We start from the raw sequence: 21,431 nt of genomic DNA on the forward strand, positions 1-21,431 counted from the left end.
TTCCCCCAGATCAGCCCTTTGAGCAGATGATCTAGTCTATAAAGTTGACGCTACGGAGTCATTTCCAAAAAGCTCATGATGACCTTCAGCAGTCGCTTTGGAGTCGCTTGCAGCACCACGGCAATAATGCCGGCACGAATCATTGCTGGCCTCTTCAAGTTGCTACGACGCCCACACATCGTCGGGTGTGTCGATGGGCCAAGCCGTGGCCGCCTGCACGGTTGGGCATTCGATCGTCGCAATCCGCTGCAGCGGCTGACGGTCGCGCTGCAAAATCCCGGTGGCCGCCGCTTTGTGACGCTGGCTGACCGCTATCGCGCCGATGTTCAGAGGGCAGGCATGGGCGATGGACATTGCGGATTCTCGCTGCCCATCCCCGCCTCGGGAGAAGCCGCTGCGGTGTACGTCTTGCAAGGACGATCCACGGTCGAACTGCCTCCTGCTTCGATCGTTGCACCAGCAGGAAGCGGCGCCCAGAAGCATCGTGCCGCTTCGTATGAACTGCAGATCGACAGCCTGTTCCCAGGTCGCATAAGTGGTTGGGCTCTCGATACCGCGCGACCGGAGCTTCGTCGAAACCTGCAACTCTACTGCAATGGTCGTTTCATCGGACGCCAACGTGCGACCCTCTATCGCGCCGAAGTCGTCGACGGCCGGCGCGACGGCTATCATGGATTCTGTTTTCCGCTTCCTGCCGGACAGATAACGTCCCTGACCATCGAAGACGTCGCACTCGACGCCTCTTTCGTCGCACGCCTGTAGTTCGATCGATGAAGATCGCCCTCGTAGACCGGGACCGATCCGCCAGTTGGCCCGGCAGCACGAATCGATTTGCCGGACTGGCGGCGCTGCTGCGACAGCTGGGTCACGATGTAAGCCTCTACGACGGTGCAGCGGCTGAGGACCTTCGAGCCTCCCCCACGCTCACCGGTCTCAATCGCGCCGTGGCCGCCGAGCCGATGCTCGCCGCATATCGTCTCGGAGAGAAGTTGGCCGCCCTCGATCCGGATCTCGTGATCGCACCTCTGAACGGGGGCCTGGCGCAGGGCGTGCTGATGGCCAGGGCTTGCGGCGAGGCCTTTTCCGGCACCCGCGTTGCCTTGTGGTGCGATACGCCGTCCCGCCGTCGTTTCCTCCGCACCGATGACCAGGCAACCGGACTGTCGCCACTGATCGCCGACGCCCTCGAACGACAGGCGCTTGCCATGGCCGACGCACTGATTGCTCCCGGTCCGATCGGGGAGGCTCTGCAGGCGATCCTGCCCGCCGACACCTTGCGAATGATCGAAGCGTCCCTGCCCCGCCGTCCCGATCGAACCGAAGGACCGACGACAGGCGCGATCGCCGAGATCGTCTTCGTGGGTCCGGTCCGGCGCGGCAGCGGAATCGTCGAGTTCACCGAGGCCATCCAGCGTGTCGCGAGCGACGGGCTGCTGGAAGATCGGATGGTGACCCTCCTCGGTCCCGCACGCAGCGACGTCCAGGGGATCGGCAGGGAATGGCTCGGCATGCGAGGAAGTCGCTGGAGCTTCCCCTTCAAGGTGATCGATACGGGAGACCGCGCCGAGGCTCTGTCGTACGTCCGCAAACAAGGTCGCCTGGCGATTACCTTCGTGGACGATGACGAGGATGCAGATGTCCTCCGGTCTGTAGCCCATCACCTCATCGTTCTTCCGACCGCCTCGGCCGGCGGCCCGGGTCTGGTCGACCGGACCGAGGCCGCGCTGCGCAGCGTCCTCGCCGGCGAGCCAGTCGCCGCGCCCGGGACCGCACCGCCGATGACGGATTGGGGCCGGCTGGTGATCGAACTCGCCCAATGCTCCCTTCGACCGGCGTCTCAGGCGCCACCTGCCCGGGGTGTCACCGTGTGCGTGGTCCACTTCAACCGCGTGGTGCAGCTTACAAGAGCACTCGCGAGCATCCCGGACAGCATCGACGGTACCCCCGTCGAGATCATCGTACTCGACAATGCGAGCAACCATCCTTCGATCGAGGAGGAGATTCGATCGCGGGCTGGCAATCGGCCTCATCTGCGTATCGTCCGTTTGGCCAGAGCCGTGCCGCAGGCGACCGCCCTCAACCTAGGGCTCGCGCAAGCCAGCAACGAAACCGTGCTTTTCCTGGACGACGACAACTACTACCTGCCATCGGGCGTCGAGCGTCTGGCGCGGGCCGTGGCCGCCGGAGGCTTCGATATCGTCGTGACGGCGCTCGATCTGTTCGATGATGGAGATTCCGAGGAGGCTCCGTCCACGGGGCGACTCATGTTCATAGGGCAGGCTCATTCGGCAGGCCTGTTCTTCAACGCATTCGGCGACACCGCCATGGCAGTACGGCGCGACACCTTCCTGGAATCGGGTGGCTTTCGCGATCCGGGATACGATTATCCCTCTATCGACTGGGTGACGCTCGCGAAGTCTCAGGCTGCCGGTCTGCGCATTGGGGCCCTGCAGTCACCCGCCGTGCGGTACCACCGCGACACCACCCGGGCCGACATGGCAGCAAACAAGCTCGACCAGGAAAGCGCGCGCCTGTTCGTGTTCGAGGCCTATGCCGGCGCTTTCGATGCGGAGCTCCTGGCGAGATACGCGCAGAACCTCCAGTTCGAGGAATTGTAGACGCCTCAGGCGGCCCGGAGCCGCCAGCTTCGTTCCCTGACGGAAAACCGTTCCCCGACCATCGTCAACTGTCCGCCCTTCAGGAGCAACCCCGCATGGGCGACGACGACGTCGATCTGCCGGGGCGTGCCGTCGCACAGTGGCTTGGGCACTGGCACGGCGAAGCCGTAATGCCCGCTTCCGATGCCGGCCGCCCGCACGTCGTCCCGCACACTGCCGGCCGCCACGCGGGTCAGGAACTTGCCGTCCACGAAGACGCTAATGTCGACGACCGCGTCGGGATCGGATGGCTGCCAGACCCATCCGCGCAGCACTCCATCGACGGCGTCGGCGGCGTCGCAATGGCCGTCGTAGCCGGCTTCCTCGAGCTGGTCCGCGTTACGCCTAATGGCGAGCCGCGCGATCTCGATATCGGTGCCATTGATGCGCAGCAAAACGTCTTTCGTCGACTTCCTGCTGAAGAGGCCTCGCCACTTCTTGGAAAGCGGGATCGCGAAACCGTGGCCCCGCATCTGCGGCGGCATGACCACGGCCGTGGGCAGATCGATATCGGCCCGAACTTCCTGGGGAACATTCCCGTCGACCATGACATCGACGACGACCGGCGTTTTGGGTTGGTCGTCATTCCGCACCCAGCCGTAGGCGATACCCTGGTGCACGCCGAGAAAGCGTCCCGAGTAGTTCCTGCCTTCGCCCGAATGCAGCCGATCCGGTTGAGGCCCGGCCTGCCGCGACGGCTTCACGGGCGGACGGGGGTCGCTGATTCGCGCGCGTGCCGTCAGCGCCGCCGGCTTGGCCGGAGGGACTTCCAGCGGGTCCGCCGAGAGTTCGTCGATCAATTGCACCAGACCGGCGCCGCGCAGGGAGGCCTGCTTCGCAGCCACCCTGTCCTTGCGGATATCCGCCGCAACGACCTTGGACTTGACCAGCCCGCCGCCAGGGGAACCGGGCGCCTTGGAGGGTGGGCGACCGGCTTCTGCAGTCTGGCCTGGCGACTTGCCGGCGCCCGCCTGTCCGCCGGGCTGCTTGGCCTGTTGGCCCGCTGGCGCAGGCTTCTTCGGCCCACCGTCGGACGGCTCCTCATGCAGGTCGCGCGACAAGGCCATCAGCAATCTTCCGATGGGTCCCTCGACTTCGGCCTCGACCTTCTTGACCGTCTGCGCCTTTCCAGGAACCTTGCGACGACCGCCCGATTTCTGCAGCCCCTTCGCCATCAGAAGCAGTTCGCGCAGCGCCAGCGGCGTCGCCGCCAGTTCCGGGCGGATCGCCCTGAACTGCGCGACCGACTGGTCGTAGCACTTCGCCTTGAGCCACTCCTCTTCCCAGGCCGGAACCGTGCCAAGTTCCAGAAGCGCCGTCTCGCAATGGACACCACTGATCTGGGCCTTGGCGACCAGCTCATGGTCGTGCGCCAGGACGCGATAGTCCGTGCTGAAGCCGCCCAGTTCGGCAAAGGTGTGGCGCCGCACGAGCAGCGGCAGCGAAGTCACGTCCGTGCGAAAGAAACTCTGGGCGACGTTGCCGAATACGATCGCACTGAGATAGTCGCGGCTCGACTGATCCCCGACGTGCGTCACCCGGAAAAAGTAGTTCACCAGGTTCGCATTGCTCGATGCGGCGACTTTCGTGAGCGCGCGCAAGGCCATCGGACGGATCGTGGATCCCGCCCACAGGAACAGCATGTATTCGGACCTGACCTGCCCGGCGAGGAGATTGAACGCATGGCCAGCGTCGAAGTCGAAGGCTGGCACGATGGTGGCCGTCACCCCGGCGGCGGACGCAACCGATTGGGCGTTCGCCAGCCCGTCGACATTGTCCGTGTCGACGGCAATCAGTATCTCTTCCGGCGGGTGATCCTGCTCCTTGATGGAAGCCAGCGTCGCCTGCAGCTTCTCGTCGGAACCGGCGTGATAGATGCACACCGATACGGTCGAGAGGATCTCGGCGCCTTTCCTGATCGGCGGCAACAGCTGCTTCAACAGCCCACGCCCAAGATCGAGGTGAAACCGACGCCATTGCTCCAGGTTCTCGGCATTGTCGAAACTGGCCCGCGCCACATACCCGCCGAGCCTCAGCGCTTCCTCGATCTTTTCCGCGAGCGGAATGGGATGCGCCTCACAAAGAACATGGGGGTGATCGATCGAAGCGACGAGCTCCGGCGTCCCGCCGGAGGCCGAAGCGATGAACGGGATGCCGCAGATCGCCGCTTCATAGACCGCGAGCGAAGAGTTCTCGATCATCGACGGCATCACCGCCAGTCGGTTTCCGCTCAGCAGATACTGCAATGCATCGTACTGCTGGAAGTCACTGAGGACCTCGACCGTCGTCGGCCAATCCTTGGTCTCCTCCGCGATGTAGTCGATGATGTCCTGGTCCGGCCTCGCCATGAGTCGAGCGCCGGGCTTGCCCATGAACGTGATCTTCTTGGGCAGCGCCTGGCCCTGGCGAAGCAGGCGCTTGATGGCCTGCACGAACGTGAAGAGCCCCTTGCGCGCCTCCAGGCGCCCGAAGAAGACCACTTCGTCGATCGGGTGGCGCTTGCCGCGCTCCCAGTTGCGGGCGTTCATCAGACCGCTGAGATGATCAAACGTGGCCACGTTGGGTTGAACGAAAGTGCGGTCGCGAGGGATCTTGTACCCCTGACTGGCCATCCAGCGCAGCAGATGAAGGCTGCCGCCGATGACCATGTCGGCGAACTCGACGCTGCGACGTTCGGCATGGACCTTGGCGAGATCGTCCACCCGGTCCAGCGGCTGCGAGCCGTAGAGCCTGTTCCAAATCCAGGGAGACGACGTCTTCACTACGAACAGGGTTTCCTGGAAGGCCAGGTGCTGCCGCTTCGCAAGAAGGCACAGATAACCGGACCCGCGCCATTCGGAGACGTGCACCACGTCCATCGGATGGTCGGTCAGATACTTCAGCATGTTGTATGGCGCGTGCAGCCAGCGATCGGCGCCGGTCTGGAAGCGGTCGACGGCGGCATAGTTAGGAACCGGCACGAAGCGAACGGACTTCGCGGCGTAGAACTCGATCCACTGCTCGATGGTCCCGTTCTCAACCTCCTGCCCCTTGAGGTAGAGAATCGTGACGTCGTGTCCGAGTTTTGCGAGCAGTTCGGACAGGGCCGAGTAGGTCGTTCCGATGCCCCCGTTGCGGACCGGACCGACGATGTCTTCCGTGGCGATACAGATCCGAAGCCGCGCCGGTTCGTCCTCGAAGCGCGGCAGAGAGCCAAGGTCCGGAAACTCGATCGACCAGGCATCGACGGCGTGAGGAACGAGGTTTCCGAGGATTCCGACGGGAGCAACCCTACAAAGGATCTCTTCGAGCGCTGCGCTGCCCAATTTGACTGAGCCACCACCCGCAAAAGTATCCACTCGCCTGCTCCCAGCCTCACTGATGGACATCAAGATCGCACCTAGTACGCACCTGCGAACAGGCGCACAAGTCACAAAAATGGATAAGAGCAGCTTAGCCCATTTTCCCCCGGAATCCTTCCCACGGAGGCATCCAAATTCGGTCCATCACGCCACAGAAGCGGCGCATTTCTCTGATGGACGAATGAGGCAGCAAGTAAGACGCAATGCTGGCCGGCGTGGGCGTTGACCGATTTCCTGAATGACTCCAAGTTAACAGTTCAGGAGCTCAAGACGTTGAGCCGCACAGGTTTATGACGCGACTGCCACTCTACCGGATTTCCCGGCCCGCAATTTTCCAGATCGTGATCGAAACTGCTCGTGCGATGCCATTTCCCGGGCCCCTTGTCCCTCCAGGTCCCTCGGGAAACGAGCTTCGAGCGCATCGGCTCCGAAATCGACCTGCCGCACGAGGTCGCTGAATGCCTGAAGGAGGCCCGATCGTCATCACGGGCGCTGCTGGCCTCGCCGGGCAGAATCTCATCCCCCGCCTGAAGGCGCGGGGCATGGGGCCTCTGATCGGCATCGACAAGCATCCCGCCAACAACGCGATTTTCAGGAAACTCCATCCTGACGTCCGCCTGGTCGAGGCCGACCTCGCCACCGACGATGGCTGGCAGCAGGCTCTGGCCGGCGCCGGAACCCTGGTCCTCTGCCACGCCCAGATCGCGGCACTCACCGAGGCGCCGTTCACCGCCAACAACGTGGTCGCGACCGAACGGGTGCTCGAGGCCGCGCGACGGCACGACGTCGGCCAGATCGTCCACATCAGCTCGTCGGTGGTGAACTCGCTGGCGCACGATTTCTACACCGAGTCCAAGAAGGCGCAGGAGAAGCTCGCGCTCGACAGCGGCATCCCGACCTGCGTGCTGCGCCCGACGCTGATGTACGGCTGGTTCGACCGCAAGCATCTGGGCTGGCTGGCGCGCTTCATGGCGCGCACGCCGGTGTTCCCGATCCCGGGCCACGGCCAGTACCTGCGCCAGCCGCTCTATGTCGGCGATTTCTGCAACATCATCGCCGCCTGCATCGCCGAGCCTCGGCCGGGGCAGGTGTTCAACATCTCCGGCCAGGAGCAGATCGCCTATATCGACCTGATCCGGGCGCTCAAGGAGGCGAGCGGCGCCAAGGCCGCCATCATCCGCATCCCCTACGGCCTGTTCCGCACCCTTCTGCAACTCTATGCGATGGTGGATTCCAATCCGCCCTTCACGGTGAGCCAGCTGGCGGCGCTGGTGGTTCCGGAAACCTTCGAGGTGATCGACTGGCCGCGCCTCTTCGGCGTGAAATCGACTCCGATCCTCGAGGGTCTGCGCGAGACCTTCCGCGATCCGGTCTATTCCAGCGTCGTCCTGGAGTTCTGAGGATGGCCCGCGTCGCCGTCATCGGTGCGGGCGCCATGGGACTGGCCTCTGCCTACCATGCGCTCAAGGCCGGTCACGAAGTCACGGTCTTCGAAGCCGACCGCGTGGCGGGCGGCATGGCGGCCCATTTCGACTTCGCCGGCCTGTCGATCGAGCGCTTCTACCATTTCGTCTGCAAGTCCGACCGGCCGACCTTCGAGCTGATGCAGGAACTGGGCATCGGCGACCGCATGGTCTGGCGCAAGACGTCGATGGGCTATTTCGTCGACGGCAGGCACCATCGCTGGGGCGATCCGCTCGCCCTTCTCACCTTTCCCAAGCTCGGGCTGATCTCGAAGATCCGCTACGGCTTGCAGATGTTCCTGTCGACCCGGCGGAACGACTGGTCGTCGCTGGAGAAGGTCAATGCGCGGGACTGGATCGTCCGATGGAGCGGGCAGCGCGCCTACGACGTGCTGTGGCGGCGCCTCTTCGATCTCAAGTTCTTCGAGTATGCCGACAACATCTCGGCTGCCTGGATCTGGACGCGCATCAAGCGCGTCGGTACCTCGCGCGCCTCACTCCTGCAGGAGGAATTGGGCTACATCGACGGCGGTTCGCAGACACTGATCGATACGCTGGTCGACGCCGTCGAGAACCACGGCGGCATGCTGAAGCTCGGCGCACGAGTCAGCGAAATCACCAGCGAGAACGGCCGCGTGACAGGGTTGGTCGTCGATGGCGCCGCCCAGTCGTTCGACGCCGTCATCTCGACCGTGCCAACACCCTTCGTGTCGAAACTGGTGCCGGGCCTGTCGGCCGAGGCCAAGGCGAAGTACGACGCGATCCGCAACATCGGCGTCGTCTGCGTGCTCTTCAAACTCGGCAAGCCGGTCACGAAGCACTTCTGGCTGAACATCAGCGACGCCGACATCGAGATCCCCGGCATCGTCGAATTCTCGAACCTGCGGCACCTGTCAGAGACCGTCGTCTACGTGCCCTACTACATGCCGCAGACGCATCCCAAATTCGGCCGCAGTTCAGAGGCTTTCGTCGCCGAGGCTTTCGGCTACCTGCAGAAGCTCAACCCCGCCCTGCAGGCCGGCGATCTCCTCGCAAGCCAGGTCGGCCGCCTCAACTATGCCCAGCCCGTCTGCGAGCCGGGCTTCCTCGCGAAGATCCCGAAGGTGCAGACTGCGATCGACGGCCTGCAGATCGCCGACACCTGCTTCTATTATCCCGAGGATCGCGGCATTTCCGAGAGCGTGCGCTACGGCAGGCTGATGGCGCAGGCGATCGACGATCCCGGCGTCTGGCGCGCCGAGAATCGTTAGACTGGGGTCGATGAACCTCCAGTTCCTGAAATTCCTGGTCACCGGCGGCATTGCCGCCCTCGTCAACCTGATCAGTCGCTACGCGCTCAATCACATCATGTCTTTCGAGGCGGCCGTGGCGCTTGCCTACACGCTGGGCATGGCAACCGCCTATCTGCTGGCGCGCCGGTTCGTTTTCGAGGCCTCCGGCCGGTCGGTCGCCTCGGAGGTCCGCCGCTTCGTGCTGGTCAATCTCGTGGCAATGGGTTTCGTGTGGCTGATCAGCGTCGGACTGGCGCGGATCGTGTTTCCCGCGATCGGCTTCACCTGGCACGCCGAAGACCTTGCCCATCTGATCGGCGTGCTGGCGCCCGCCGTCACGAGCTTCGTCGGCCACCGCTTCTATACCTTCGCACGAAGGTAGCCGCCCCTAGGCGTAGAGGACGAGCGCGCAGACTCCGACCCAGGCAAGGACCGTCGCCAGAAGCGGCAGGTCAGACAGCAGCGCATCGGTCGGCGATTCGCCGGCGCCCAGCCGCTCGACCACGTACCAGTAGCGGAATAGGCCGAAGATCACCAAGGGGATGGTCGCCGTCAGCTTCTGGTTCGCCGACATGACGAACAAGCTATAGAACACCAACGCGCCCGTCGCCGACATCTCGGCATATCGCTCGATGAGCGCCGGCGAATACTTGTCCAGCACCTCACGGCCGTCCGAGCCGCTTCCGAGCAGCTCCTGCCGGCGTTTCACGGCGGCGAGATAGAGCGCGAGGCAGAGGGTCGTAATCAGCATCCAGCCGGAGAGCGGCAGGTCGAGCACCACGGCGCCGGCGCAGATGCGCAGCACGAAGCCGATCGCGATGCTGAAGATGTCGAGCACCGGCTGCTGCTTCAGCACGAAGGTATAGGCGATGTTGAGAACCAGATAGCCCGCGATCACGGCCATGACGTAGGGCTGGAAGACCGCGGCCACCGCCAGCGCCGCCAGGATCAGGCCCAGCAGCGCCAGTGCGCCGCCGCGCGAGACGCGGCCGGCGGCGAGCGGGCGCGAGAAGCGTTTGGTCGGATGACGCCGGTCGCGCTCGATGTCGTGCAGGTCGTTCACGATGTAGCAGGCCGACGATGCTGCGCAGAACAGCGCGAAGGCCAGGAGCGACAGCTTGATGGAGGCCGGATTCGTGAATTCGCGGGCGAAGACCAGCGGCGCGAAGACGAAGCCGTTCTTCACCCACTGGCGGGGCCGCACCAATTGGATCAGCCCCACGATCATCCCGCCCGACGCAGACGAACTCATTGCCCCAAGCCACCCCGCATGGCAGGCATCTATGCGCACTCTCCCGGACTCTGGCAATCCCTCAGCGCCCGCCCAGGCCGGCCGGCGGCGTTATTGGCGTGGCCTTCACCCGGCGGAGGAAGTAGCATCGGCGCGATCAATTCGCTTCTGGGCACAGGACGGATGAGACCTGTTTCCTCCTGGGGACGCCTGAGCGCGGAGCCTCATCAAGTCGTCGAACTGTCGGACTACTCGGCCTTGTCCCGCCAGTTGCAGGACACCGGGCCCGCGATTCCGATCGGGATGGGCAGAAGCTACGGCGACGCCTGCCTGAACCCCGGCGGAACGCTGCTCGACACCAGGCGCCTGGACCGTTTCCACTCCTTCGACCCCGAGATGGGCCGGCTCGTCTGCGAGGCCGGCGTGCAATTGCGCGAAATCCAGCGCGCCATGATCCCCCGCGGCTGGAGCCTGCCGGTGATCCCGGGGACCCAGATCGTCAGCGTGGGCGGCGCGATCGCCAACGACGTGCACGGCAAGAACCATCATCGCGTGGGGTCGTTTGGCCATCACGTCCGGAACCTCAGGCTGCTGCGAACCGACGGCCAGATCGTCGAATGCAGCCCCGGCGTACGCCCCGACCTGTTTGCCGCCACCGTGGGCGGCATCGGGCTGACCGGGCTGATCGCCGTGGCGGAACTGCAGCTGCAGCCCGTGACGGGACCGTGGTTGGACACCGAGATCCTGCCATATCGCACCCTCGACGAATTCCTGACCCTCGCGGACGATTCCGAGCCGCTCTGGGAGCATACGGTGTCCTGGCTCGACTGCACCTCCGGCCGGCGGACACGCGGGATATTCCTGCGCGCCAATCCGGCCGTCGAACAGTCGGGAAAACCGCCGGTGCCGCGCCGGCGCGCCGTTCCCTTCACGCCGCCCCTCTCGCTCTTCAACCAGCTTTCGCTGCCGGTTTTCAACACGCTCTACTATCACCTGAACAGCTACCGCGGCGGGACCAGGCGGCGGCCCTTCGAGACCTTCCTCTTCCCGCTCGACGACGTGCAGGACTGGAACCGGCTCTACGGGCCGCGCGGCTTCTACCAGTACCAGCTCGTGGTGCCCCGCGACGCGGGACCGGCGGCCCTGCGCGAGATTCTCGACATCATCGCGAAGTCCGGCCAGGGATCTTTCCTGGCGGTCATCAAGACCTTTGGCGAGCGTGCCTCGCCCGGCCTGTTGAGCTTTCCGATGCCGGGCATCACCCTCTCCCTGGATTTTCCCAACAGAGGGGCACGAACCGAGCGGCTGTTTGTCGAACTCGACGCCGTGGTTCGGGCGGCCGGCGGGCGGCTTTATCTCGCCAAGGACGCCCGCATGCCGCGCGACCTGTTCGAGGCGAGCTATCCAAAGGCATCGGAGCTTGAGAGATTCCGCGATCCAGGGATGAGCTCCGGCATGTCCCGCCGTCTGATGGGGCGTTGAGTGGACAAGAAAAAGCGCATCGTCGTGATCGGCGCGACCTCCGCCATAGCCGAGCATTGCTGCCGCCTGTGGGTACGCCAGGGGCCGGTCGAGTTGATCCTGGTCGCGCGCAACGTCGCCCTTGCCGAGCGCATCGCCGCCGATCTGCAGGCACGCGGCGGCGATGTCGGGGTGTCGGTCGAGACGATGGACTTCCTGTCGACGAAGGCCATCGCCGACGCCGTGGCGCGCTGGACGGCGCAGGCGCCGGTGGACGTTGCTCTGATTGCCCATGGAGTCCTGTCGCAGCAGCAACCCTGCCAGGACAATATCTCCCGCGCGCGCGAATCGCTCGAGGTCAATGGCGTCTCCCCGGTTCTGTTCGCCGAGGCCTTCGCAGGCGCAATGGAACGCGCCGGCAAAGGCACCCTCGCCCTGATCGGATCGGTCGCCGGGGATCGCGGCCGTCGCGCCAACTACGTCTACGGCGCCTCGAAGGCTCTGATGGATCGCTACGCGCAAGGCATGCAGCACCGTTTCGCCGGCACAGGGGTAAAGATCGTCCTGATCAAGCCCGGCCCCACGGACACGCCGATGACCGCCCCGTACAAGGCGCAGGGCCGCAAGCTCGCCTCCGTCGAGTCGGTGGCGGAGGGCACGGTGAACGCGATCGAGCGCGGCACGCCGGTCGCCTACCTGCCGCGCAAGTGGCAGCTCATCATGTTCGTCGTGCGCAACCTACCGAACTTCATCTTCAACAGGCTCAACATCTGATGCTGAAAGAGATTTACGACGCGGTGATGTCGACGCTCGAGCGGGCCTTCGGCCTGCTTGCCGGCCGCCGCCTGTGGCTGGTCTGGGGCGTGACGGTCGCGCTCGGGCTGTCGCTGTTCATCTCTTTCCCGCGCATCAGTTTCTTCCTCGGCACCGACAGCCAGATCGTCAATTTCTGGCCGGTGCTGGAGCGCCAGGCCGCCAACCCGCTGGCTACCGTGGGCGACCAGTACAAAGACCATGCTCTGCACGACGCAAAGTTGGCGTTCCGGCTGACCCTGCCGCTCACCCTGAAGGTCCTCCACATCGACTGGCGCGGCCTGCTGGCCATCCAGTTCGGGCTGGGCGTGCTGATGCTCTTCCTGGTCGGCAAGATCGCCATGGACCTGTTCCGTGACCGGATCGTGGCGCTCGCAAGCGTCTTCGGCGTTTCCTCGATCTACGCGGGCAAGGCGGCATTCCTGCAGCTGGGCGGGATGGGCGACGCCTTCGCCTTCGCCTTCCTCACCGTGGCGGTGGCCTTTCGCCATCCCGCGGTGATCTTTCCCGCCGTAATCGCTGCCTGCTTCACCGACGAGCGCGCCGTCATCGTGTCGCCGCTGCTCGTCATCTACTGGGCAATGCGCGACAGCGACGGAAGCCGGCCCGACTGGTTCAACCTCCAGACCATCACGGTGGCCACGGCCATCCTGGTCGCGGGGGCCATCCGCCTCGTCTTGATGTTCGGCTTCGGGCTGCACATCCCGATCGGCGCCGGCAACGATGTCGGCTTCGGCGTCCTTCCGATCAACCTGCCGAACCTGCAGTACGAGCTGCCGCACGTGCTGGCGGGCCTGTGGCTGTGGCCGCTCGTCGCCTGCATCCTGCTGGTGCGGAACCGCTGGTGGTTCTCGCTGCTGGCGATCCTCGGCGTGACCGGCGCGATCGTGGCGGCATCGTTCATGGTGCTCGACGTCGACCGAAGCCTCGCCTACACCCTGCCGCTTGTCTATGTGTCGATGGCCGTCGCCGCCTGGGCCCGCCTCGGCCTCAAGGATCTGCGGGGGATCGCCATCCTGGCCTTCCTCGTTTCCTTCGCGAGTCCGGTCAACAGCCTGTTCGGCGGTGTCAGCAACCGCTACTCCGAGGGCAATCTGATGCCGATCGAGATCGTCCGCTTCTACAAGTACAGCAATGCCCGCTAGCTGCGGACCTGATAGAAGCAGACCATGTCGCCAAGCGGCACCATGGTCCAGCCGTCGATCGGATAGTCGACGAAGGACCGCAGGATGGCATCGGCCTTGCCATTGCCCAGCAGCTTCCTCTGCACGAAGACGTACAGTCGGTCGATGCGGCCGCGATAGGCCTGCGCCTTCAGGTCCTCTAGCGAGTCGAAATCGGCGAGGTTGGACCAGTTCCGCGCATTGCGGACCTCCAGCGCAATCTCGGGCGAGGGTAGGAAGATCAGCGTCTTCCGCGCATCCGGCCCGGCCAGGTCGATGGTGCGGATGAAGGCGATCGCCTCGGCCGTCGCATTCATCTGCCGGAAGCCGCGGTCGCCCATCGGGTAATGCGAATTGGCAATGGTGCGCGTTACGAACGAGGTGACCCCGTACAGGCACGCCAGGCCCGCGACCGCGGCGAAGGAAACCCGGAGACTCCACGAGCGGCTGGAGATGAAGGCATGGACCACGCCGATGAAGAGCAGCAGCGCCGGAATACGGAAGTGCCGCTCGTCGAAGCTCACCGACTTGGCGGCCATCCAAGTTCCGAGGAACACGACCAGGATCGCGCCGCAGGTGGCGAAGGCGAAGCGCAGATACTCGCCGTAGCCGTGACGCAGCCGCACGCAGGACACCGCGAAAGTCGCGACCGCCAGAGGAAAGAAGGCATAGACCACGGCGTCGATCGACTTCAGCACCTGCCGCCCGGGATTGAGGAACAGGTAGTTTCCGAGGTCGAGAAGCGAAAGGCTGGCGCTCCACAGGCACGCGACGCCCAGCGAGACGTAGAAGACAAGCCCGTCGGGATGGAGGGTCGTCGGGATCGAGGCCGCAGTGACGCCGCGCGTGTACCAGCTGAAATAGAAGATCACGCCCATCAGGGCGATGGCGATGCCGGCCACGACCAGCTTGCGCAGCGTGTCCCAGGTCGCCCAGGCCCTTTCGCCGCAAACCGCGGCGCCGCCCACGACCGCAGCACCGATGATGATGCCGCTCAGCTTGGCGAAGACCAGAACCGCCGTTCCGGCCACGAAGGGGATCACGGAAAACCAACGGAAGTCGCGCAGCCGCCAGACCATGAGGATGAACCACGGCGCGACGCCGAAAAGCAGCGATTCGCCGCCGGAATAGTTGGTGAAGGACAGGTTGAAGAACCTGTTGCAGACGATGATGAGGAGCGTCACCCAGATCGTCGGCGCGGGAAAGCCGAAAGCCTGATAGAGCGCATACCAGCCGAACAGCCCAAGCACCGAGAACGCCGCGACCACGACGATGATCGCGAGGCCGAGGCTCATGCCCAGCCTCTCGACCAGCCCCGGCAACACGTGCTGGCCCGGCGTCCATGTGCTCATGAAGGCTTCGACTTCACGCGAAATGTCCGAAAGGTCGGGACCCAGCGAATAGTTGAAGGCGGAGGCGCGGGCCTGCGTGTACCAGCCGACGAACCCCCAGCCGCTGTCGGAGTACATGTTCGGGCGTACGATCGCGCCCGCCGCCGTGTAGGCCAGCACCAGGACGACGACGAGACCGAGGCAAAGAGTCGGCGCCCACGCCACGAGACGGTCGGGGCCCCTGCCCGCTCCCCCAAACGATCGAACCATCCACTGCACCGGCCGCCGGAAATCTGGCCGAAGTCTAGGGCCGCCGTCTTGCCAGACAAGAACCATCTGCATCGGAAATCGCAGTAGGACGGTGCCGGGGGCCGCAATATAGTGCCTGCGGATGCAATCAATTTCTCCGACGGTCACGGTCGTCGCGCCGACGTTCAACGAGTCGCAAAACCTGCCTCGTCTCGTCGCCCTGCTCGACAAAACGATGGGCGATATTGCCTGGGAGATCGTCTTCGTTGATGACGACAGCCCCGACGGCACCTGGAAGGTGGCCAAGCAGCTCTCGCAGGACGATCCGCGCGTGCGCTGCCTCCGCCGTGTCGGCCGCCGCGGCCTCGCCGGTGCCTGCATCGAGGGCGCCCTGAGTTCGGCGGCCCCCTACGTGGCCGTCATGGACGCCGATCTCCAGCATGACGAGACCATCCTTCCCGCCATGATCGCCAAGCTGCAGAACGACGAGGCCGACATCGTGATCGGCAGCCGGTTCGTGGGCGACGGCAGCGCCGAGGAGGGCTTCTCGGCTCGCCGTGCCTTCGCCAGCAAGGTCGCGACCCACCTCTCTTCGATCGTGATCGGCCGACAGGTTTCGGATCCGATGAGCGGCTTCTTCGCGCTGAAGCGCGAGGTGTTCGAGACGGTCGCGCCCAGCTTGATCTCGTCCGGATTCAAGATCCTGCTGGACATACTCGCCAGTACGCGCGGCCAGGTCCGCGTGGCCGAGGTCCCCTACCACTTCCGCTCACGGCAGGAAGGCCTATCCAAGTTCGACAGCCGGGCCATGATGGATTTCCTGGGCCTGCTGGTACACCGCCTGACCGGCGGCGCCATCTCCGTGCGTTTCCTGTTCTTCATGATCGTGGGTGCCATCGGCCTCGCTTTGCACCTCGTCGTGCTGCGGATCGGCATGCTGGCAGGACTGGGCTTCGAAGTGGCGCAGTCACTGGCGACCGTGATTGCCATGACGTCGAACTTCCTGATCAACAACCTCCTGACGTACAGCGACATGAAGCTGCGCGGCCTGTCGGCGCTGGGGGGACTGCTGAAGTTCTATGTGGTTTGCGGCGTGGGCGCGCTGGCCAACATCGGCGTCGCGTCCTGGCTCTTCGTGTCGAACGAGAGCTGGTGGATCGCAGGCATCGCCGGCGTGATCGTCGGCGCCACCTTCAACTATACGATGAGCTCGATCTTCGTCTGGCGCCAGCAGCAGAACTGAGGCGGCGCCCGCGGGCGCCGCCCCTTCGTGAGTTCGGCTAGCGGGCGTTTTCCTTCTCGAAGTCCGGCACCGCCGCCGAGGCCGCCGCGAAGCGCGGCGACTTGGTCGCCTTGAGCGCTTCCGCACCGCCATCGGTCTGCATGATCTTGGCCATGATCGCCTGCTGCGCCCGCTCGAAGACACCGCGGTTCTCGATCAGGAACTTCTGCGACTCGCGCAGCTTGGTCACGTAGCCGTTGATCTCGGGAATGACGTAGCGCGCCACCATGTCCCAGCTGCGGCGGGTGTTCTCGGGGTTGGCCCAGTCATGGACGAAGCCGACGACCGTGCCGAAGCCCCCGCTCTTGGCATAGACGTCCTTGATCACCTTCACGAGGTCGTCGGGCGTACCGATGGTGGCTGCGGATCCCGGCGTGAACGCGGTCTTGTCCACCGCCTCGTCCGGGTCGGCAAAAGGCTCGGCGCCGGGCCGCTGCAGCGTGCCGACGATGTACTCGTTGTGCCAGCGGTGCAGTCCGACTCGCGCTTCCTCGCGCGCCTTCTCGCGCGTCTCGGCGACGTGCCAGGAGAGCAGCACGCGCCAGTTCCGGCGGTCGACCGTCTGGCCGTGCTTCTTCGCCGCGTCCTCGGCGAACTTCCACTGGGTCGGCAGCGCCAACAGCCCCTCGTTCGACATCGAGCCGATCGAGATGATGCCGATCCCATGCTTGCCGGCCAGCGTCATGCCCGACGGGCTGATCTGCGAGGCGACCACGAACGGCATGTCCTCCTGAAGCGGGAGGAGCTGCAGGGCGGCATCCTGCATCGTGTACCAGTCGGTCTTGTCGGTGACCCGCTCGCCCCTGAACAGGCGACGGATGATACCGATGGCATGGTCCTGCCGGTCGCGCTGGAGCATCGGGTCGATGCCCAGCGTATGGGCGTCGGAGGCGAGAGCGCCGGGGCCCGAACCGAAGATCGCCCGGCCGCCCGTCATGTGGTCGAGCTGCACCATGCGCTGCGCGACGTTGTAGGGATGGTGGTAGGGCAGCGAGATGACGCCCGTGCCGAGCTTGATGCGCTTGCTGCGCTCTCCGGCGGCCGCGAGGAACATCTCCGGCGAGGCGATCATCTCCCAGCCGCTGGAATGGTGCTCGCCGCACCAGAATTCGTCGTAGCCCAGCCCGTCGAGCTGCTCGACGAGGTCGAGGTCGCGCCGGAACTGCAGCATCGGGTTCTCGCCGATCGGATGGTGCGGGGCCAGAAAGGCGCCGAATTTGAGCCGCTGCATGTTGAGATCCCCGGTGACTGTTCACATCCACATTCGAGGGCCGATCATGCCGCGATCCACCCCCTTGCAGAAAGGGGATGGAGGGGCCGATTTCGATCAGCGGACGAAGACCGGGAGGGATACTCCCCTTGGCTCGAGCGACGGTCGCGCCCGGCCGGCGATAGGCGGACTGGATAACCTTGAATTATCCAATTAACTCTGTGGCTTGGGACCTGCCCGTGAGAAGTGATCCACCTCGCCCCCCGGTGCCGCCGCAGCTGATCCTCGACCTGTCGAGGCTGGTCTTCGCCGCGTGGTCGAGAACGCCGACGGGCATCCCGCGGGTCGAACTGGCGTACGCCGAGCATCTCATCGCGACTGCGGCGGATCGGCTGCACTTTACCGTTCTCGACGCCTTCCGCCGGCTTCGATCCGTGGACGGGCGTCTGGCCATCCGCTTCGTGCGGGAAATCGCCGGCTACTGGGAAGGCGACGTGGGATCGACGCGGGCCTATCTCCGCATCGTCCTGCTCGCGCTCTGGATTCACACCGTGCTGATCTTGAGACCTTGGGGCGATCTGCGAAGGCTCGTCGCGGCGCATGGAGGGCGCTCGATCTACGTCATTCCATCCCAACTTCAGATCGAGCATTCCTCGCTTATCGCGGGGCCGAAAGCGGCCGGCGACCTGAAGCTTGTTTACTTCGTTCACGACATCCTTCCGAGCCTCATGCCGGCCAATTTCCCCGACGGTGCCGAGGATCGCAACCGCGGCCGCATGGAGAATGCCGCCCGGCTGGCGGACGCGATCATCGTGAATTCATGGGCTACGGCTGTCTCTTTCAAGGAACGGCTCGGCAGGGACATGGCGCCGGAAAAGCTCGTGGTCGCGCCGCTCGGCATCACCCGTTGCAGGAAGGTAGATGTCTCGCATCAGCCGCCCACGGAGCCCTACTTGGTGATGCTGGGCACGATCGAGCCGCGCAAGAACCACCTCCTGGTCCTGAACCTGTGGCGCGAACTGTACGCCGAGCACGGACAGGAGACACCCAGACTGCTCCTCGTGGGAAGCCGCGGATGGAAGAATCGCCACATCATCGAGATGATGGGCGAAACGCACCCCCTCGCGGCAAGGTCGAGGAGCTGGGACGATTGCCCGATGCGGCGATCGCTGGCCTGATCGAGGGAGCGCGCGCCCTTTTGCTCCCCTCCTTTGCCGAGGGATATGGCCTCTCTCTCGCTGAGGCCCTCAGTCAAGGCACGCCGTGCTCAGTAGCGACCTGCCGGTGTTCCAGGAAGTCGGCGCAGACACTCCGGACTACCTGCCGGCGACCGACACCGAAGCGTGGCGTGCCGCAATACTCGACTATGCCGCGGCGGATTCGGAGACAAGGCGCACGGTCAGCGCCGAGTTGGCCCCGGCACTTCGCGGTGGTCGACGAGACCCTGAGAACGCTCGCGAGATGAGGTCGGCGGCAAGAAGGATTGTCGCGGGCGCCGGGGCGCGCCAAACTCCCGATCATCGGTCACCAGCCTGCGGGCACATTAGGGCTTCCATGAAGGCATCGCTGTTCCTGCTCACGGGATTCGTCCTGGCCATGCCCGCGCTGGCGCAACAGGTCGCGCAAGGGGGTCAGGGAGCCGAGGGAGGAGCGGTCGGCGGTGCCATTGGATCGACCGTAGGCCAGCCGATCGGAGGATCGGCAGTCGGTTCGACCGTCGGCAGTACGCCAGACGCTCCGCTGTACCCCTATGCCACCGGTCTGCCGGGCAGCGACATGCCGTCCTACGGTCAGGCGATCCGGCCTCCTGACGGTCTGCCGGGTATTCCGTACCCTGCCGACGGGCTGATCCTGACCCCTGCCCGACCGGGCTACGAGAACGATCCTTGAGGCTCTGAAGCGTCGCCCTCCGCTCGGCGCCGACGATCCCGCAGGGCTCCCGGAAGGCCAGAGCCTTACCCTGGCCCGACGCACGCCCTTCTCATGCTCCATCGAAGCCATGCCCCATGGGGCGCGATGTATGCCTCGTCAGTGCCAGGTCGGTCGCCCGGACCTGCGCTATTGGGGCGCGTAGTAGGTCGCTCCGCGGCTGACGTCGAAGTAGGCGCCGGTAAAGCCGCGCAACAGCGTCAGAGCCTTCTGGATCTGGGCCGTCTCGGCATTGGCCACGAGCACGATGTCCTTGTCGCGCAACTCCATGTTCTGCGCGAAGAAGTAACCATTGGTCTGCGTGAGGTCGATGCGATAGATCACGCGGGTCTGCGGCCCGCTCAGATTGCGGGTCTCGCTCGTCTGGACATAGGCCGTGTCCACCGCGGCGGTGTCGGAGGCGATGACCGAGCGGGCCAGCGCCGAGGGTTCGTTGCGCAGCAGGTAGATGCCTGAAAGGTCACCATAGGCGTCCATGGTTCCGCCGGCCCGGGCAATGCCTTCGGCGAGGGTCACCCGCTCAGCCTCCATTCCATACTGCGCGACCTTGGTGACGGCGCCAAGGACAACGAACGTCTTGGGATTGCGCGTGAGCACCACGGTGTCGTTGGGCCGCGCGACGATGTTGTCAGGCGGGCTGACCAGAACCTGCTGGAGCGGAATCGACGCAACCGTGCCGCCGCGCATGACCCGCACGTCGGTTTCGAAGGCCGGGTAGCGCGGCCCACCCGCCTGCGCGATGACGTCCAGCAGCCTCTCGCCGCGCAGGGTCAGCGGAACGAGACCCGCCTTGTTGACTTCACCGCCCACCGAGACGGTATTGGAATTGTTGTTGAGGACCGTGACCAGGACCTGAGGCTTCACGGTCTCGGGCGCGAGAAGGCGGGCGATCTCGTCGGCGGCCTGGGTAGGCGTACGACCGGCCACCCGCACCCGACCGACAAACGGGATGAGGATCTGGCCGTCGGGCTCGATCAACTGTCCGGGCAGGTTCGTGCCCTGCGCCCCCGTAGACGGAAGCTGCGTCGCGGCGCCACCCGTCGAGTTGCCGAACAAGGGTGACCCGCCGGCCTCATAGATGCTGACGCCGACCACGTCGCCCGGCTGCAGAGCCACCGTCGGACGATGGTTCTGCAATCGGAAGGATCCCGGGAAACCGTCGGTCTTGTATTGCGCCAGCGCCCGCACTACCGCCGGCGTGACCTTGACGAGATAGACGTCGAGTGTGGGATCGCTCGATCGTTCGACCTGACTTTTCGTCGGACCAGCTGAGGGAAGAGCACACCCGGCCAGGGCCAAGGCACCTACGAGCAGGACGACGAGCTTTGACAACGACATGCGGTCACGCACTCACGACAGGTGAAGTGATCCAGATCGTGCCTCCGCCCCGTGTTCCGAAGAACCGGAGGCACCCTGTCGTCGAGCATATCACTTCTGGCTTGGGGACCACTGAAAATAGGCCGGCAGTGTGGAAAAAGCCGGCTGCGTGCGATCCTTAGCCGAAAGCAGCGGACCGTCAGCCTTGTGGGGCCAGGCGATCGCAAGATCGGGGTCGTCCCAGGCGATCCCGCGATCATGCTCGGGGCTATAGTAGCTTGTGAGCTTGTATTCGAGTTCGGTGTCAGGTTCCAAGGTACAGAACCCATGGGCAAAGCCCTTCGGTATCCAGAACTGCCGCCAGTTCGCGGCGCTCAGTTCGACACCGACATGACGCCCGTATGTCGGAGAACCGACTCTGATATCCACAGCTACGTCGTAGGCCGCGCCTCGCACCACCCGCACCAGCTTGGCCTGGGCCATGGGCGGGGCCTGGAAATGAAGCCCGCGCAACGTACCCGCCGCGCGCGACAGCGTGTGATTGTCCTGCACGACTGAGAGTGGGCCGGTGTGCTGTTCGAGACGACGGACGCTGAACGTCTCCGAGACGAATCCGCGCTCGTCTCCGTGTCGAAGGGGCGTGAAGAGAATCGGCCCCTCGATTTCGAATCTCACCACGTCCACGATGCGTCTGCCCCCCTGCTTGGCTGACG

At 64.8% G+C, this 21,431-nt stretch carries 17 protein-coding genes; 11 read left to right on the forward strand and 6 right to left on the reverse strand.

What is annotated here, in order from left to right; genetic code table 11:
• Positions 1 to 75 precede the first annotated feature (75 nt).
• A complete protein-coding gene (locus LJ725_RS22180) occupies positions 76 to 762 on the forward strand; it encodes a hypothetical protein (protein ID WP_230553130.1) in 687 nt (228 codons plus the stop codon).
• An 8-nt stretch (positions 763 to 770) separates the two neighbouring features.
• On the forward strand, positions 771 to 2,618 hold the full coding sequence (locus LJ725_RS22185; protein WP_230553131.1) for a glycosyltransferase: 1,848 nt from the start codon (positions 771 to 773) through the stop codon (positions 2,616 to 2,618).
• A gap of 5 nt (positions 2,619 to 2,623) precedes the next feature.
• Here the strand turns inward: LJ725_RS22185 and LJ725_RS22190 are convergent, their stop codons facing one another.
• Positions 2,624 to 5,995, reverse strand: coding sequence for a glycosyltransferase (locus LJ725_RS22190; RefSeq protein ID WP_230553132.1), 3,372 nt, complete (start codon positions 5,993 to 5,995; stop codon positions 2,624 to 2,626).
• 461 nt (positions 5,996 to 6,456) lie between these two features.
• On the opposite strand from LJ725_RS22190, the gene LJ725_RS22195 reads away from it, so the two are divergent.
• The 3 genes from LJ725_RS22195 to LJ725_RS22205 are packed head-to-tail and all read left to right on the forward strand — an operon-like array spanning position 6,457 to position 9,114.
• Complete coding sequence (locus LJ725_RS22195) at positions 6,457 to 7,398, forward strand: NAD-dependent epimerase/dehydratase family protein (RefSeq protein WP_230553133.1); 942 nt, start codon at positions 6,457 to 6,459, stop codon at positions 7,396 to 7,398.
• Between the two features lie 2 nt (positions 7,399 to 7,400).
• A complete protein-coding gene (locus LJ725_RS22200; protein ID WP_230553134.1) occupies positions 7,401 to 8,711 on the forward strand; it encodes an NAD(P)/FAD-dependent oxidoreductase in 1,311 nt (436 codons plus the stop codon).
• 10 nt (positions 8,712 to 8,721) lie between these two features.
• On the forward strand, positions 8,722 to 9,114 hold the full coding sequence (locus LJ725_RS22205; RefSeq protein ID WP_230553135.1) for a GtrA family protein: 393 nt from the start codon (positions 8,722 to 8,724) through the stop codon (positions 9,112 to 9,114).
• A 6-nt stretch (positions 9,115 to 9,120) separates the two neighbouring features.
• Here LJ725_RS22205 and LJ725_RS22210 read toward each other — a convergent pair whose 3' ends face one another.
• Positions 9,121 to 9,984, reverse strand: a complete 864-nt coding sequence (locus LJ725_RS22210) for a decaprenyl-phosphate phosphoribosyltransferase (RefSeq protein ID WP_230553136.1) — start codon at positions 9,982 to 9,984, stop codon at positions 9,121 to 9,123.
• 18 nt (positions 9,985 to 10,002) lie between these two features.
• Here LJ725_RS22210 and LJ725_RS22215 point away from each other — a divergent pair, with 18 nt between their 5' ends.
• The 3 genes from LJ725_RS22215 to LJ725_RS22225 are packed head-to-tail and all read left to right on the forward strand — an operon-like array spanning position 10,003 to position 13,382.
• A complete protein-coding gene (locus LJ725_RS22215) occupies positions 10,003 to 11,445 on the forward strand; it encodes an FAD-binding oxidoreductase (protein ID WP_230553137.1) in 1,443 nt (480 codons plus the stop codon).
• Complete coding sequence (locus LJ725_RS22220; protein ID WP_230553138.1) at positions 11,446 to 12,198, forward strand: SDR family NAD(P)-dependent oxidoreductase; 753 nt, start codon at positions 11,446 to 11,448, stop codon at positions 12,196 to 12,198.
• The gene (locus LJ725_RS22225; protein ID WP_230553139.1) at positions 12,198 to 13,382 is read left to right on the forward strand and encodes a hypothetical protein; all 1,185 of its coding nucleotides are present in this window, start codon (positions 12,198 to 12,200) and stop codon (positions 13,380 to 13,382) included. Before LJ725_RS22220 ends, LJ725_RS22225 begins: the two co-directional genes overlap by 1 nt.
• On the opposite strand, the gene LJ725_RS22230 is transcribed toward LJ725_RS22225, so the two are convergent.
• The gene (locus tag LJ725_RS22230; RefSeq protein WP_230553140.1) at positions 13,379 to 15,001 is read right to left on the reverse strand and encodes a hypothetical protein; all 1,623 of its coding nucleotides are present in this window, start codon (positions 14,999 to 15,001) and stop codon (positions 13,379 to 13,381) included. The two genes, LJ725_RS22225 and LJ725_RS22230, sit on opposite strands and share 4 nt — an antisense overlap.
• A 121-nt stretch (positions 15,002 to 15,122) precedes the next feature.
• Between LJ725_RS22230 and LJ725_RS22235 the strand changes: the two genes are divergently transcribed.
• A complete protein-coding gene (locus tag LJ725_RS22235) occupies positions 15,123 to 16,223 on the forward strand; it encodes a glycosyltransferase (RefSeq protein ID WP_230553141.1) in 1,101 nt (366 codons plus the stop codon).
• 37 nt (positions 16,224 to 16,260) lie between these two features.
• On the opposite strand, the gene LJ725_RS22240 is transcribed toward LJ725_RS22235, so the two are convergent.
• On the reverse strand, positions 16,261 to 17,493 hold the full coding sequence (locus LJ725_RS22240; protein WP_230553142.1) for an LLM class flavin-dependent oxidoreductase: 1,233 nt from the start codon (positions 17,491 to 17,493) through the stop codon (positions 16,261 to 16,263).
• 218 nt (positions 17,494 to 17,711) lie between these two features.
• Between LJ725_RS22240 and LJ725_RS22245 the strand changes: the two genes are divergently transcribed.
• Both LJ725_RS22245 and LJ725_RS22250 read left to right on the forward strand, forming a co-directional pair.
• Positions 17,712 to 18,650 carry a glycosyltransferase family protein gene (locus LJ725_RS22245; RefSeq protein WP_230553143.1) on the forward strand — a complete coding sequence of 313 codons (939 nt, stop codon included), beginning with the start codon at positions 17,712 to 17,714 and terminating at the stop codon, positions 18,648 to 18,650.
• Positions 18,651 to 19,026: 376 nt separating this feature from the next.
• Positions 19,027 to 19,362, forward strand: a complete 336-nt coding sequence (locus LJ725_RS22250; RefSeq protein WP_230553144.1) for a hypothetical protein — start codon at positions 19,027 to 19,029, stop codon at positions 19,360 to 19,362.
• Between the two features lie 168 nt (positions 19,363 to 19,530).
• On the opposite strand, the gene LJ725_RS22255 is transcribed toward LJ725_RS22250, so the two are convergent.
• A complete protein-coding gene (locus LJ725_RS22255; RefSeq protein WP_230553145.1) occupies positions 19,531 to 20,739 on the reverse strand; it encodes a polysaccharide biosynthesis/export family protein in 1,209 nt (402 codons plus the stop codon).
• A gap of 90 nt (positions 20,740 to 20,829) precedes the next feature.
• On the reverse strand, positions 20,830 to 21,402 hold the full coding sequence (rfbC, locus tag LJ725_RS22260; RefSeq protein ID WP_230553146.1) for a dTDP-4-dehydrorhamnose 3,5-epimerase: 573 nt from the start codon (positions 21,400 to 21,402) through the stop codon (positions 20,830 to 20,832).
• Positions 21,403 to 21,431: the final 29 nt, after the last annotated feature.

The organism is Reyranella aquatilis, from assembly GCF_020880995.1.
In the GTDB taxonomy this organism is placed as follows: Bacteria; Pseudomonadota; Alphaproteobacteria; order Reyranellales; family Reyranellaceae; genus Reyranella; species Reyranella aquatilis.

Excerpts from the sequence above, each read along its gene's own strand:
- LJ725_RS22225 (WP_230553139.1), top strand. The coding sequence starts at position 12,198 with ATGCTGAAAGAGATTTACGACGCGGTGATGTCGACGCTCGAGCGGGCC.
- LJ725_RS22250 (WP_230553144.1), top strand. The coding sequence starts at position 19,027 with ATGAAGGCATCGCTGTTCCTGCTCACGGGATTCGTCCTGGCCATGCCC.
- LJ725_RS22255 (WP_230553145.1), bottom strand. The coding sequence starts at position 20,739 with ATGTCGTTGTCAAAGCTCGTCGTCCTGCTCGTAGGTGCCTTGGCCCTG.
- LJ725_RS22210 (WP_230553136.1), bottom strand. The coding sequence starts at position 9,984 with ATGAGTTCGTCTGCGTCGGGCGGGATGATCGTGGGGCTGATCCAATTG.
- LJ725_RS22240 (WP_230553142.1), bottom strand. The coding sequence starts at position 17,493 with ATGCAGCGGCTCAAATTCGGCGCCTTTCTGGCCCCGCACCATCCGATC.
- LJ725_RS22180 (WP_230553130.1), top strand. The coding sequence starts at position 76 with ATGATGACCTTCAGCAGTCGCTTTGGAGTCGCTTGCAGCACCACGGCA.
- LJ725_RS22195 (WP_230553133.1), top strand. The coding sequence starts at position 6,457 with ATGCCTGAAGGAGGCCCGATCGTCATCACGGGCGCTGCTGGCCTCGCC.
- LJ725_RS22185 (WP_230553131.1), top strand. The coding sequence starts at position 771 with ATGAAGATCGCCCTCGTAGACCGGGACCGATCCGCCAGTTGGCCCGGC.
- LJ725_RS22215 (WP_230553137.1), top strand. The coding sequence starts at position 10,003 with ATGGCAGGCATCTATGCGCACTCTCCCGGACTCTGGCAATCCCTCAGC.
- LJ725_RS22200 (WP_230553134.1), top strand. The coding sequence starts at position 7,401 with ATGGCCCGCGTCGCCGTCATCGGTGCGGGCGCCATGGGACTGGCCTCT.
- LJ725_RS22235 (WP_230553141.1), top strand. The coding sequence starts at position 15,123 with ATGCAATCAATTTCTCCGACGGTCACGGTCGTCGCGCCGACGTTCAAC.
- LJ725_RS22230 (WP_230553140.1), bottom strand. The coding sequence starts at position 15,001 with ATGGTTCGATCGTTTGGGGGAGCGGGCAGGGGCCCCGACCGTCTCGTG.
- LJ725_RS22205 (WP_230553135.1), top strand. The coding sequence starts at position 8,722 with ATGAACCTCCAGTTCCTGAAATTCCTGGTCACCGGCGGCATTGCCGCC.